General features: G+C 45.5%; 13 protein-coding genes and 2 pseudogenes. 12 read left to right on the forward strand and 3 right to left on the reverse strand.

Going from position 1 to position 14,121, the window contains the following annotated elements:
- The 5 genes from O9H85_RS36865 to O9H85_RS36885 all read left to right on the forward strand — a co-directional run.
- Positions 1-209: transposase (locus tag O9H85_RS36865; protein WP_269885096.1), on the forward strand; the 209-nt coding region annotated here is incomplete at its 5' end.
- Positions 210-433: 224 nt separating this feature from the next.
- On the forward strand, positions 434-1,168 hold the full coding sequence (locus O9H85_RS36870) for a class I SAM-dependent methyltransferase (RefSeq protein ID WP_269886295.1): 735 nt from the start codon (positions 434-436) through the stop codon (positions 1,166-1,168).
- Between the two features lie 147 nt (positions 1,169-1,315).
- Positions 1,316-2,755, forward strand: a complete 1,440-nt coding sequence (locus O9H85_RS36875) for a spore germination protein (protein ID WP_269886296.1) — start codon at positions 1,316-1,318, stop codon at positions 2,753-2,755.
- A complete protein-coding gene (locus tag O9H85_RS36880; protein WP_269886297.1) occupies positions 2,752-3,852 on the forward strand; it encodes a GerAB/ArcD/ProY family transporter in 1,101 nt (366 codons plus the stop codon). The genes O9H85_RS36875 and O9H85_RS36880 overlap by 4 nt, the downstream gene beginning before the upstream one ends.
- 23 nt (positions 3,853-3,875) lie before the next feature.
- Complete coding sequence (locus tag O9H85_RS36885; RefSeq protein WP_457920783.1) at positions 3,876-4,985, forward strand: Ger(x)C family spore germination protein; 1,110 nt, start codon at positions 3,876-3,878, stop codon at positions 4,983-4,985.
- A gap of 437 nt (positions 4,986-5,422) precedes the next feature.
- Here the strand turns inward: O9H85_RS36885 and O9H85_RS36890 are convergent, their stop codons facing one another.
- A complete protein-coding gene (locus O9H85_RS36890; protein ID WP_269886299.1) occupies positions 5,423-6,517 on the reverse strand; it encodes a hypothetical protein in 1,095 nt (364 codons plus the stop codon).
- A gap of 510 nt (positions 6,518-7,027) precedes the next feature.
- Positions 7,028-7,843, reverse strand: a complete 816-nt coding sequence (locus O9H85_RS36895) for an SDR family oxidoreductase (RefSeq protein WP_269886300.1) — start codon at positions 7,841-7,843, stop codon at positions 7,028-7,030.
- Between the two features lie 198 nt (positions 7,844-8,041).
- On the opposite strand from O9H85_RS36895, the pseudogene O9H85_RS36900 reads away from it, so the two are divergent.
- Together O9H85_RS36900 and O9H85_RS36905 are read left to right on the forward strand one after the other, a co-directional pair.
- A pseudogene (locus tag O9H85_RS36900) lies at positions 8,042-8,958 on the forward strand (AraC family transcriptional regulator N-terminal domain-containing protein).
- A 288-nt stretch (positions 8,959-9,246) separates the two neighbouring features.
- On the forward strand, positions 9,247-10,119 hold the full coding sequence (locus O9H85_RS36905) for an SDR family oxidoreductase (RefSeq protein ID WP_269886301.1): 873 nt from the start codon (positions 9,247-9,249) through the stop codon (positions 10,117-10,119).
- Between the two features lie 81 nt (positions 10,120-10,200).
- On the opposite strand, the gene O9H85_RS36910 is transcribed toward O9H85_RS36905, so the two are convergent.
- Complete coding sequence (locus tag O9H85_RS36910) at positions 10,201-10,380, reverse strand: small acid-soluble spore protein H (RefSeq protein WP_269886302.1); 180 nt, start codon at positions 10,378-10,380, stop codon at positions 10,201-10,203.
- Positions 10,381-10,813: 433 nt separating this feature from the next.
- On the opposite strand from O9H85_RS36910, the gene O9H85_RS36915 reads away from it, so the two are divergent.
- The 5 genes and pseudogenes from O9H85_RS36915 to O9H85_RS38170 form a co-directional block, all read left to right on the forward strand.
- Entirely contained in the window at positions 10,814-11,008 is a 195-nt protein-coding gene (locus O9H85_RS36915) for a hypothetical protein (protein ID WP_269886303.1), read from the forward strand.
- A 311-nt stretch (positions 11,009-11,319) separates the two neighbouring features.
- Positions 11,320-11,944: pseudogene (locus O9H85_RS36920) on the forward strand (formylglycine-generating enzyme family protein); the annotation flags it as partial.
- 421 nt (positions 11,945-12,365) lie between these two features.
- Positions 12,366-13,175: a putative protein N(5)-glutamine methyltransferase gene (locus O9H85_RS36925; protein WP_269886304.1), complete on the forward strand. Its 810-nt coding sequence runs from the start codon at positions 12,366-12,368 to the stop codon at positions 13,173-13,175.
- A gap of 158 nt (positions 13,176-13,333) precedes the next feature.
- On the forward strand, positions 13,334-13,792 hold the full coding sequence (locus O9H85_RS36930) for an NUDIX hydrolase (RefSeq protein ID WP_269886305.1): 459 nt from the start codon (positions 13,334-13,336) through the stop codon (positions 13,790-13,792).
- Positions 13,793-14,014: 222 nt separating this feature from the next.
- Positions 14,015-14,121: transposase (locus O9H85_RS38170; protein WP_409348271.1), on the forward strand; the 107-nt coding region annotated here is incomplete at its 3' end.

Here is a 14,121-nt window from a genome sequence, read left to right on the forward strand (position 1 = left end):
ATCTGAGATGGCTTCACACGATTATTTCAAATGCAAAAGCTTTTATTGGCGGAACTTATCACGGATTAGATTCAAAACATTTACAGGCGTATCTCGATGAATTTTGCTATCGGTTTAACCGACGTGAGGTCAAGAGTGAATTATTCAACCGGCTAGTTCATTGTTGTCTTTCGGCAACGACGATCACCTATCCTGAGCTAGTTGGATAATCAAATTGATTTATATTACTTTAAGATGATTCCGTTAGAAGCCGGAAAGCCGCATTTTCAATCTATGATCCTCAGGAACAAATAATTAACGAATAGAATTAATTTTGCAATAGGTGCTTTTTATAGTTTGATGGTAAAGTACTGCGTAGGGACAATATGGAGTACCATAACAACTTTTGAAGGCAAGGCGAAAAACAAGATCAAGCTAGGAGGCTTCGGTTATTTTGAAACAGAACAAATATGATGATTCAGGATTCTTCGCGAATTACAGTCAGATGCCTCGTTCCATCGGCGGACTGGATGCTGCCGGGGAATGGACGGCCTTCCGTGCGTTGTTACCTGAACTGCGCGATAAAAAGGTACTTGATCTTGGCTGCGGCTTCGGCTGGCATTGCCGATATGCGCGTGAACAACAGGCCAGGTCGGTGGTAGGTGTGGACCTTTCAGAGAATATGTTAGAACGCGCCAGAGCTATGACCAACGATTCAGAGATCGAGTATCGCCATCTCGCGATCGAAGACATCGACTTTGCCGCAGAAGAATTCGACGTGGTGATAAGCTCTCTTGCACTCCACTATGTTGAGCGCTTTGACATCATCTGTCGGAAGGTTCATCACTGTCTTATATCTGGGGGCACCTTCGTGCTTTCGGTTGAACATCCTATTTTCACTGCACTCGCTGCACAAGACTGGCATTACGGTCTGCAAGGCGAGAAAATGCATTGGCCTGTCGACGATTACCATAATGAAGGTCCACGGCAGGCAAGATTTCTGGATAATGATGTCATCAAATACCATCGAATCGTCGCCACGCATATTAATGCACTAATTGAATCCGGTTTCAGGATTTTGAAGCTTTCCGAACTTCAGCCGACCCAAGAAATGCTGGCCAAGAATCCCGCCTGGCAAGAGGAAATCCGTCGCCCAATGTTCTTCTTGATCGCAGCAGTCAAAGATTAGGAGTTAGAGAAACTCAGCAAAACGGTAGTAAAAAAATAACACCCATCGAGCAGGCCCGCGACAGTTTGAGCTGCTTCAGAATGAATAGGAAAGGTATTGATGGGAAAAATAGGTTAAACTACTCGTTTTGGAGAGGAGTGACCTATTATGAAAGCCGACCCGTCTCTAGAAAAAAATGAGAAAGCGCTGCAAGGACTGTTGTCTCAAAGCTCCGACTTCAAAACGAGCGATTTCGCGGCCGGTGACCGCCGTTATCGGCTTTTTTATTTGGATACCATGATCGAGCTTGCCGTGGTGCAAGACCATATTATCCGCCCTTTGCTTCGTCATACGGACGTCACCGTCCGTGAAGCCGTGTCCATTCTGGATTACAGCGAGACGGAGCTTCTTTCGGTTGCGTCGAAAGCGCTGGTCGAAGGGAAGACGGTGCTCCAATTCTATGGCGAAGCGAAGTTCTATTTACTTGGAACAGAGCTTAAAAAAGAACGTTCAATCAACACTCCGGTGAACGAACGGGTGCTGCGCGGTTCCAACGAAGCTTTGATCGAAAACCTGGATACAAATATCAATTTGATGCGCAAACTGATCACGACACCCGATCTTGCCGTAAAGCATTATCAGCTTGGCCGCAGATCGAATACGAAAGTCGCCGTACTTTATTTAAATTCGCTCGCCAATAAAGACGTGTTAAAGGAGTTTGATCGAAGAATCGGCCGCATCGACATCGATTACGTAGAAGCGCCCGGTTTTCTCCAAGAGTTAATCCAAGATAAAAAAAACTCGTTGTTTCCACAAATACTTGTGTCCGAAAGAACAGACAGGGTAAGGTCTTACCTGATGGATGGGAAAATCGCGATTTTGGCCGACGGTTCTCCGGATTGCCTCATCGTTCCAGTTTCTTTCTGGGCGTTCTTCCAAAGCCCCGACGATTACCAAATTGGCTGGCTGATCGGCAGCACCTTCCGGTTTCTTCGGATCGTCTGCTTTATTATCGCGATCAGTTTGCCCGGCGCTTACGTGGCTCTTGTCACTTTCGATCCCCGCATAATCCCGTTCGAAATCGCGCTGACGCTGCAAAGCTCCATGCAATACATCGCGATGCCTGCCGTACTCGAAGCGATATTTATGCTGGTCACACTCGAAATCTTGCGGGAGGCAACCGTCCGTCTCGCAAACCCGGTCGGCCAGACGATCGGCGTCGTCGGCGGTGTCGTCATCGGTACCGTCGTGGTTCAGTCTAATCTGATCTCCACTATGATGGTCGTCGTAGTAGCGTTTACGGCCATTTCTTCTTTTGTTATTCCTGCTTACGAAATGAGGAGCGCGGCGCGATTATTATCGTACCCATTCATCGTCTTGTCCGCGATATTCGGGTTGATCGGCTTGGTGCTTTCATTTATGTTGGTGCTGACGCATTTGGCACGTCTGAACACGATGGGTATTCCGTACTTTTATTCGGGGCTTAGCAGTGACACGATCAAGGATACGTTTCTCAGAGGACCACTCGGGAGCTTGAAAAAACGCTCGAAGGAAAGCTTGGCGCAAGACGAGACGAGAATAAGAGATCCTAGGGGATGGACCAAATGATCCATTTGGAAAAGATATCCGTCAAGCAGCTTTTTTGCCTCGTTATTCTGACGCAAGTCGGCGTTCACGTTTTAACGATCCCTTATGAAGAATCCCGCCATTCGGGTTACGACTCATGGATGTCCGTACTGATAGGGGGAGCGATCGCTCAAGCGGCCATCCTGATCATCTATTGGCTTGGAAAGAGATATGCCGATCGGTCGTTGCCCCAGTATATATTCGCGATCGCAGGAAGACAATTAGGATCGGTCATAAACGTCCTTTTTGCCGCTTATTGCGCGGAGTCTAGTCTTATGGTCATTGTTGGTTATTCCGATGTCATCAGCCGATGGATGTTATTTAAGACCCCCTGGCTCGTAATAACCGGAATAATGTATGGGATCGCCGCGTATATCGCCTCATCTTCGCTTCGGTCAATGACTGCAATCACGCAGACGTTTATGATCATGTTTGCGATTTGCTTTGTGATCGTATTTATCAGTGGAACGGGAAAAGGGGATTGGCGTCATTTTCTGCCAGTCGGCACTCACGGAATCGGACCGATTATGAAGGATGCTCTCCCTGCTTTTTGGGCTTACGCTGGATATGATCTTCTCTTGTACGTTTTTCCATTCGTAAGATACCGTAAGCAGAAGGAGCTCTTGATCGCAATGTCGGCGGCCAATGGATTTACGACCTTTTTTTACGTGTTGATATCGGTCATTGCGACGTACAGCTTCAGCGAAAGTCAACTGGATTCCATTCCCGAGCCGATGGTATTCATTCTCCGTCAATTCAAATGGCCGGTCGTGCAAAGTCTCGATATTGTATTCATGTCGGTTTGGCTCGCTGTGATGTTGGTAACGGTTTATGTTTATTTGTTTTTGTCTGCCCGTTATCTGGCTTTCGCCCTAGGCAAAGAAGTCCGTAACCATCCTCTTCTCGTATGGATTGTGACAATCGTTTGCTTCACGGTCGGATTATGGGGCTCCGACCGTCAATGGCTTTTCAAATTTAGCGTATATCATAATACAGCTACCGCAATTGCCATTGCCCTAGTGCCGACAATTCTGCTTGTCGCTTCTCTGGCACGGGGAAAGGCGGCGGCAGGAGGATGAAAAAAGCGGTAATCGGAATTTTGATGTTACTTTTATTGACCGGTTGTTGGGATCGAATGCCTCTGCGCGATCTTCATATGGTGGATGTGGTCGGTTTAGACCTGGACGAGAAGAGCGGCGACGTCGTGCTTGATTTCGTCGTCACGTTGCTCAAAAAAGCCATCCAAGGACAAGGGGAGCCGATTACGGAGACGACGGAGCTCAAAGGACCGAGTTTAGTCGAAGCGGTAGGACAAGGAGCATACGTTGATAAAGGTCCTTTCTTAGCGATCAATACGAGAAACTATTTGATGAGCGAAAGGTTCGCTTCACATGATCCTATTCCAAAGCTGGCTTTTTTACTTCGCGCACCTTATACGTCAATCAACACCCCTGTAGTCGTATTCGACGGATCGGTATCTAAACTTCTGAAAAATATATCGGGTTCTAAAAAAACGTTTACGGAAAAGCTGAACGATTTTATTTTGTCCTTGGATAGGAACGGAATCATGCCCACCGTTTCAATGATGCATTTTATATTATCCCGAGAAGAACCGTTGGAAGATATCGCTTTGCCACTCGTGAAACAATCCGATTCGGGAATAGAATTCGGAGGTGCCCTATTATTCCGTCAAGGTAAGAATACAGAGGCGAAACTCGGCAAAGAACAAGTCCGAATGTTGATGTTGCTGTTAGGAAATGAAAAAGGAGGGCAAAAGTTTATCGGAAAGCTATTGGGGAGTAACGTGGGAAAACAACCGCTTACCGGGCATTCGAACGGCATCAAATATGGGTTTTCCGTCAAAAAAAATAGTTCAAAGATCATCGTTCACCCTGAATCGAGCGGATTACCGAAAGTCTACATCGGAGTTCGATTGAAAATTAATGTTTTTGATATTGGCCAAGAAGTTCATACGCTCAAACCTGATTACGTGAATCGAATGGAGAAGGAACTGAGCAAGCATCTGGAAGTAGTGTCTGTGGCAACGATCAAGACTTTGCAAAAAGCGAATTGCGACGTTCTCGGCATCGGTAAGGAATTAAAGGCATACCATCCGAACATATGGAAGTCTATGGATTGGCGCAAAGACTACCCGCGATTGTCGATCAAACCGCATTTCGACGTGCAGATCCTTAACTCGGATGCCGAATAATTCAACAAGCTGCTGGATTGTACCGGCAGCTTAATGTTTTATTGGGAGTGGTGATACTGAGATGTGGTAACGAGATATGGCAATTTACTTCATACATGGTCTGCATGGCGAAGGGCGTTCAACTAACCTGAAAATTTCGCATGTCCAGATCCAGTTCGGTAATTTGCTCGGGATATTTGGTTGATGCTGAAGACCGTTAAATTATTTCATGATTCTGTGGTTCAGCGCTAGCGCTGCATGGTAGGGACGGATACATTAGCTCAATAAACAATTAGACAAAGCTGCCGCGCGAAGAAACGGCAGCTTCATTACGTTAACGGGAGCATAGTTTAAGATCATGTACGGGGAACCTTACCACAAGTGACGGGGAGACAGCTAAACCCAGTGAGGAAAGTAAGAGAAAGAACGCTTTTGGTCGGCGCTTATTTTATAACTTGCTATGGGGCGAGCAGTTCATTCAATTTTGACTGTAATTGCAGTCGGAGTTCCTCTACGATCGAAAAATTCGTTGCTGCTACATAGAAGGCCTTAATTTGAGAATCGATGTCCTCGGCTAACGCCAAATGGGCGGTAGCTTCCTTCATTTTCGCAGAATAGCGTTCTTTAATAGCGGCTATTTCGGCTGCAAATGCTTCATCGGTACCCGGGGCCATAGTGAGCGTATACATATCCAAGATTTCATCCCCGTCTCGATCAGGGAAATATTCATGAGGGGCATTGCTATCGAAGATGGCTGTACTTAGCTTTGGAAAAATCAACATATCAAGGCTGTTTGGATCAAAGCCGCAATGATACACTTGAACTTCGATTCCATTCTTTTCGGCAGCGGCAGCAAGCTTCTTTAGCAGTGTCGATTTTCCGGAACCGGGTCTTCCTTTGATGAAAATCCGCCTCTCCAACTGTGCGGTCAAGCTTTGAATAAAATCGAATGCGCCCTTCGGAGTTGCAGCTCCAAAAAACAAGTGACGCCCAATTGTTGGTGTGTCGTTTTCGTGACCAGCGTAAAGTTCTTGAATCAATTCCTGCGAAATCTGGTCTGCCTTCATGAAATCCATGTTCTCAATATAATATTTTTCCCATTCGTCATGAATCCGCAATGCTGTTAAGAACGTTTCATATGCTTTTGAATAGGCATCAACAAGCTGACCTCTAAGTTCTTCGATCGTTCCTAGATGCTCAGGAAAAATACGGCTGTTGTCAAGTGCTTCCCCGAAGTTGATGGCGACGATTTCACCCGCCTCGTTCTTCGGGATCCCCTCGCAGACTCGCCCATCAACAATACCAACCTTCAATTCCGTTGCAATGATGCCATCCAGTTCGTCGGGACGAAGCGGGGAGTGGAAGCATTGCACGTGCTGGCCTTTTTCCAGCAGGTTATCCGCCAAGCTGCGAATGACCGTCGATTTCCCCGTACCCTGGGGCCCTGTAAGGACGAATATCTGATTCAGCCAATCAAAGGCGGATTTATACAAGAAATGGGCTCCGCGCGCTGTGTTGCCGCGGGCAAAGTAGTGGGATGATTTTTCGATCAACCTGAAACACTCCTTTGTGCCTATTCTGATTTCGCAAATATTACAGGTTCTGCGAAGTTGGACAGATTAAGCATACGTGGGATAAATGCCTATGCTTCTGTATATTCGGGATAGTGCATAGAGGTGTTTGTTCGCTCTCCATTTTGAAAATGTTTTGTCTTCATTAACGATCATAATAGTCCAAAAATGAAAACAAATTCGAAAATTGGCTCAACATCCGTTACAGAAAAAAAGGAAGACAGCAGAACTTAAGATAGGGTGCCTGCGTCATAAGCTATCGTAAACTGTTTTCTCCAAAAATCATAAAGGAGCTCGATGATATTGGTCAATTGGCCGGTTTTAATTTTATTCTTACTCTTTCCGATTTATGTGGTGTACAGGCTGGAAACCATAGCAAGGAAATTAGCCAAGATCGAACGGAGGCAAATTGACCGGGAGAGGGAGAACATAAAAATACATAATGCTCGGATGATAGCTGACCAACAAATGAGAGACACGGATTCTGGCGACCTATATTGAGCTGACGAAGAACGAAACAAGGAGCAGTTTGCCTAAGGCAGCTGCTCCTTCACGCTTGCCGGCCAACAGCCGTAAAGGCGGATTAGAATCATTCAACGCCGTCATCAGCGCTTTGGCGAGTTTTGCAGGATCACCCGGTTGTTTTTGGTCTCCCGAAACGAATTTATAGTGCATCGCTTCTCGCTGCTGTTTGTAGTCGTCGATCGCTATATCAGAGAACATAACGGAAGTCTTTTCATTGAGAAAGTCGGTACGGAATGGGCCCGGCTCAACGAGCATACACTGGATGCCGAAAGGCTTAAGTTCTATGCTCATGCCCTCGGTCCAACCTTCCAGAGCGAATTTAGAGGCACTATACACGGAGCCGCCCTCAACAGACCTGATTCCCGAAGCGGAACTGATGACAATGATCCAGCCGGAACCCTGCTTACGCATCGTCGGAAGCACGTCGCGTGTGAGTTTCATGGTTCCGAACACATTGGTTTCCATCTGTTGTCGGATCAGCCCTTCAGACATTTCTTCAAAATACCCGAGCTGAGCGTGTCCGGCGTTGTTGACCAGCACATCAATACGTCCGAACTGTTCCAAACAGGCGTTAACGGAAGACTGCACCTGCTCTTCACTAGTTATATCAAGGCTGGCGATCAAAAGGTCCGGAGAGTGGCCAAGAATTTTTTCAATCCCTTCCGTTTTACGCGCCGTGGCGACGACTTTGTAGCCCTTATCCAAGGCTTCCTTGGCGATTGCTGCGCCCAGGCCCTTATTTGCTCCCGTAATAAACCATACCTGGTCATTGGCCTGCGTCATATGTCCTCCTCCTTGGTTAGATGTTGTTAAGGCGTTTTTGCATGTTATTGTTAAAGGGCGTAATCTTATTATCCAATAAATGAAAAAAAGACCGGTATCTCATTTGTCTTAAATGATTGCCTAATCCTCTCATTACCGCTAACACTACAGACGGATATGCCTTATAATTGAAAAAGATAAAACAGCAAGGAGGAGCCTATGTCTGAGGAAATACTAAAAAAGCAGGATGAGCTCCTCAAATTGATTGAGCGTCATTCGGGTCGGAACGGAGTTTACGAGACCGCTATCCAATCTTTATATTTTATTCACCACTCTAATGTGACTGAGCCCGTATACAGAGTTTACAAGCCTTCCTTATGTTTCATAGCTCAAGGTTTGAAAGAGATATTGCTGGCACAGGAGCGTTTTGAGTATGGTCCTGCCGACTACCTTATTTCTCCATAAATTTGCCGGTGATCGGCCAGATCATAAAGGCTTCTTCCGATGCTCCGTATTTGAGTTTTAAACTTGAATTTACTCAGATTCAAATTTTAGAGGTTTTAAATGACTCAGAAATTCAAATCACCCCTAAAGAAAATGCTAAGCGAGCTATGTTTGTCGGCCAGATGGAGTTATCTATTCTGGATGCGATACTCAGATTAGTTCGTTTGCTGGAAAATCCCAAAGACATTCCGTTCCTTGCTCCTATCTACACAAAGGAAATTCTATACAGGCTTCTGCAAGGGGAGTATGGAGTTGCGCTGGCGCAAATCGCAATGGAAGGAAGCAGTACCTATCGAATCAGGGACGTTATCGAACAAATTATCAATAATTTTGATAAGCCTTTACGAATTGAAGAGCTTGCAGAAAAAGCCAGTATGAGTATTTCTTCGTTTCACAGACACTTCAAAGAGGTAACCGCGATGAGCCCTATTCAGTTTCAAAAACAGTTGCGATTGCAGGAAGCTCGGCGCCTTCTATTATCCGAGTCAGCGGATGCCGCTGATGTCGCATTCCGGGTAGGCTATGAAAGTGCATCCCAATTCAGCCGCGAATATTCTCGAATGTTTGGTTCTCCTCCCAGAGCAGACATAAAGCGTCTGAAGGAAAAATATGATCATAGACTAAACGCATGATCCTCCCGTTTCCCGTTCTGGTTACTCAACTCATGGTACGGATATTGACATAGCATTCGGTAGTAGCTACAATGGTTACAACGGTAGAGATGCACTTGAAGCAAAAAAGTGCCGGGGACTTCATTGCAGGTAGCGTAAATACAAATCCTGTTGTAATCCGAAGAATTATGAGAATGCTAAAAAATAAATGAGAGCTCCTTTAAGAGAGCTTTTATTTTATATATTAGTTGTAACTAGTGAGGTTATAACAATAGTAATTACAACAAAACATATTTGGAGGAATAGAAGATGAAAATTTTAGTCACAGGCGCAACAGGGAAATTGGGAACGAAAGTTGTAGAGATGTTATTGAAATCTGTACCAGCGAGTCAACTGGCTGTCAGCGTCCGCAATCCAGAGAAAGCGGAAGGGTTACGAGCTCGTGGAGTAGAAGTTCGCCATGGAGATTTTGACCGTCCTGAAACATTGGGTACTGCTTTTGCAGGTATCGATCGCTTATTAATAATTTCTGCGGATGGGGACAATGAAACAAGAATTCGACAACACACAAATGCTGTAACTGCTGCAGAGCGTGCTGGTGTTAAATTTATTGCTTATACTAGCTTAGCGAACGCAAAGGAAAGTAAAAACTTCCTTGCTCCAACGCATCAGGTAACGGAAGAAGCCATTTTGAAAACAGGCATTCCGTATTCCTTTTTACGCAATAACTGGTACCTGGAGAATGAAGTTTCCAGCATTCAAGGTGTCCTGGCTGGGACTCCTTGGGTGACATCAGCAGGAAATGGCAAGGTAGGCTGGGCACTACAACAAGATTATGCCGAGGCTGCTGCAGCGGTAATATCCGGTAACGGGCACGAGAATACAATCTACGAACTATCCGGTAAGCTGATGACACAAGAAGAAATGGCATCTGCTGTGGGCACTGTATTGGGTAAGGAAGTGCCTGTGCAACAGGTCGATGATGCAACCTATGCCGACATCATGAAAGGCGCAGGCGTACCAGAATTCATCATTCCTTTTCTTGTGGACATCCAGAAAGGCATTCGAGAAGGCACACTAGAAATTGAGAGCAAAGATTTCGAAAAACTTCTCGGTCGTCCGGTTACGCCAATCCGGGAGGCACTGACTCAAATCGTTAACGGAATCTCTCAAACCAAATAATTGATCTCGATTGAATGTTTTGGTTTTGATCGCTAAACTAACTCTTAATTGAGATAAGGGGGCCAAACCGGCCCCCTTTTTTTAATGCTCTTCTAAACTGTATAAAGGAACCTCTTGTTCATTTTCCGGTTCATGAAGTGGGTAGATTCTGGCGGTTTCATTTTTTTCATCAACATTTTGAATGTAAATCGGAATGCCATTATAGGTTACATTAGCCATAATTGGGGAAGCTGCTATCTCCGTTGCACGTTGTCCATTCATATCATTAACCTCCGTTTTTTTTTCTAATGATTATAATGTTTACTTTGAATTATTTTTATTCTCTGTAACAAATTTAAAATGATGGTAATCTTTACGAAACAAGAAGCAGTGCCTTAGGCAACTGCTTCTTCAACTCGCTCTTTTGAAGAACTCGAAAATCGTAATCGCCCTTGTTGTAACGTTCTTCTGGCAGTTAGGAAATGCAGTGCTCTTTTCGTATATTGCCCCCTTCCTGCTAGCCGCTACACCAATGAGCGAACGGGAAGTGAGCGTTGCCCTCTTGCCTTCGGCATCGCTACCTTAACAGGTTCCAAGTTCGGCGGATTCATGACGGATCGGATCGGTATCCCCCGATCACTTGTGGGCGGTATGGTCGTCTGGCCCGGGTCTCCAGTATAACCTGGTCTTGCTCGCTCCAGAAGCTTCAGGAATCATGCTTAGCCTGTTCGGTTCCATCTTACAGTTCAGAATAGCCGCGGCTGCCGGAATTGGGGGTGTTGCCGCGGGAAGCTCATCGATGCTGGCGGTCAGTTGGATCGGGGCTGCATCCGTCGCGATTGCTGTATTTATTGCGGCGGTCTCCTTTAGTCTTATTCATTCGTCCCACAAAATGATAGCGACGAAGTGACGGGAAAATCACAGTTTACTTGAACAACTCTCTATATCCCATAAAGTCAATACAAAAAGCCGATAGCCCTATATTAATGGGTTACCGGCTTTAAATTTACGTATTCTGAATGATCTTTCCCCAAAGCTTGTACAAAATCAGTTTTTTTTCAGCATCAAGTTAGTAGTTAAACGATCGGGCAGTATTTGCAAAAAAATAACGTCATTCCTATATTGATTTAACGGTCGTTAACGAGGTGAAATTTGTAAAACTAAGTTTATTAGGAGGAAGGTAGAGTGTCAAATGAAAGAAGGAATTACATAGACTACCCAATGGCAAAAATTCCGAGGGGAGAAATAGAATTAAGAGACGATCGAATAAAAAGCAAATGGAATGTTACAATAAGTCCGTTTCTCCTTGCCAGATATCCTGTAACTACGGGTCTATACAATGCTATTACAAATAAATCGCCTATTTCTTTTAACGGAGATCTAGAACCGAATATTTCTTTAACGATGCAATTTCTTTTTGCAATCTACTTTCACAGAAAACTGGACTGAAAAAGTGTTATTCGATATATAACGATGGTGAAACCATTATTTGTGATTGGGAAGCAGACGGCTATCGGCTTCCTACAGAAGCGGAGTGGCAATATGCATGCAAAGCAGGGACTACTGGTTATAGATACGGAGAGCTTGAGAAGATTGCTTGGTATAATAATGAAAATTCGGGAGGCAAAATCCATGAAGTAGGAAGAAAGGAACCAAATGCATGGGGACTGTATGATATGTTAGGGAATGGTGCTGGGATCTTTACGATGAACAAGTGTACGGTTCCTACCGAATTTTTCGAGGAGGTAGCTGGGCTGAAGAGGCAAGGGGCTGCGGGGCTTCATGCCGTCGTCGCAGCCATCCGACATTTAGCATAGACGACCTTGGATTCCGTCTTGCCCAGTCTTATATTTCTAGCGTTCTAAACTTGCCAAAACTGAGAGCTGAACTGTTTAGAAATGAGTTTGTCAGTTGGATTGGCGTAGTGTTGTGTATGCAACATGAGGCGAAGGTCAAGAGGCTGCCGAGACAATCGGCGGCCTTGTTACTCTTCGGCAATACTATATTTGATATTCTAATCTCAACTACAAGCTTAAATATGATATATAGGAAGATACGGAGATGACCGATTATGCATCTGTGGCCTTCATAATTGAACAAACCGGGCAGGATTGTTTCTTAAAATGAATTTGTATCTGTCCAGCAAAGTACGACAGGTATAAAATGATTTATATCAATTTTTCTCTAAAGAAGAAGTAGTGCTGAAAGAAAACGGGTCTATCGGAATTGTGCTGTGAAATATTATCGTTCTGAAATGAGGGAAATTAATGGACTTTTGCGGTGTTTTTCAAGGAGATGCCCTTTTTTCAAACATTGTCACCAGGCTTCGGGCCGCCGGTTGTGTATTCGCCGAAGATGAGGCCCGGCTGCTCATTTCCGCAGCTCGGACGCCGGACGACCTTGCCGTCATGGTGGATCGGCGAGCTGCTGGTTTGCCCCTCGAACATGTCATCGGCTGGGCGGAGTTTTGCGGTCTGCGGATCGCAGTGGAGCCGGGAGTCTTCGTACCCCGACTCCGCACTGAGTTTCTTGTAAGTCAGGCTGCCGCCCTTGCCCGGTCAAGTGCCGTAGTGGTGGACCTTTGCTGCGGCTCGGGTGCATTGGGTGCCGCGCTGGCCGCTTCCCTAGAACGGATCGAGCTGCACTCCGTCGACATCGACCCCGCCGCGGTGCGTTGTGCCCACCGCAACGTCACTGCCGTCGGTGGTCACGTGTACGAAGGTGACCTCTACGAGCCGTTACCAGCCATACTGCGGGGCCGCGTCGACGTCCTGGTCGCTAACGTCCCCTATGTACCCACTGAGGCGATCAGGCTGCTACCTCCGGAGGCCCGCCTACATGAGGCGCGGGTGGCGCTCGACGGAGGCACGGACGGGCTTGACGTCCAACGACGGGTGGCGGCAGAAGCGCCGCTCTGGCTAGCACCGGGAGGTCACCTGCTAATCGAGACTAGCGAGCGGCAAGCGCCGCAGACCGTCGGGATCTTCGCTCACAACGGGCTGATCCCGCAAGTGGTCAGTTCCGAAGAATTGGACGCCACCGTCGTCATCGGAACCAGACCAGCCTTCCAGAGTTGATCGGGTAGCTAGCCCTATTGGATATAGACGAAGCAACAAGTGCACCATAATCAACTCGACGAGGCTGCAATGGAAACAACCGGCAGCCTAAGTATATTTATTGGGTAGTTATCATTAGAAATTGTAATGGGGAATGATGAGAAGGAGAGGTGAGAAATATGCCACAAACCGGAATTGTTTTGGTTGCTAGTGTATCTATCATTCGAGAAGACAAGGTTTTGATAATAAAAGAAAACAAACTGATTGCCAGGAATAAATGGAACTTTCCGTCTGGAAGGATAGAACCGGGTGAAGATATCCTAGATGCTGCACGTAGAGAAGTAAAAGAAGAAACCGGATATGATGTCACACTTACGGGGACAACGGGCGTTTATAATTTTATTAGCAGCACAAATAATCAAGTCATTATGTTTCATTTTACCGGTGAAATTATTGGCGGTGCCCTTCAATTAGAAGAAAATGAGATCATAGATAGTAAATGGATCGCGGTATCCGACTTATTGATTCCTGACCTGCATGAATTTCGCGCTGCAGTCGTTATTAAACAAATAGCGGAAAACCTCGTCAATGGTAAAAATTATTCATTAAGTTTATATAACACTAAATTAGTCAAGTAGATACTACGGAAATAAGCATATAAGAAATTTATAAGGGTAACTCCGGTAGAATGGGTAGTCGAGCACGCAAAATAAATCGACATTCAGCTTATTTCACTAACGGTATTTAGTTTAATTTGATTATCCAGTTTGCTCAGGAACCCCTATCAACACGAACGAATGTTTGGTATAATGAAATCAAACATACGTTCGGGAGTGGTTTCTATGGCAAAACAAGAATCGATGAACCTTATCGAATTTCATAAAAAGTTTCAAACTGAAGAAGCTTGCCATGAGCACCTGTATAAAATGAAGTGGCCTCAAGGGTATTGTTGTCCGAAGTGTAAGCA

Source organism: Paenibacillus gyeongsangnamensis (assembly GCF_027533625.1).
GTDB lineage: Bacteria > Bacillota > Bacilli > Paenibacillales > NBRC-103111 > Paenibacillus_G > Paenibacillus_G gyeongsangnamensis.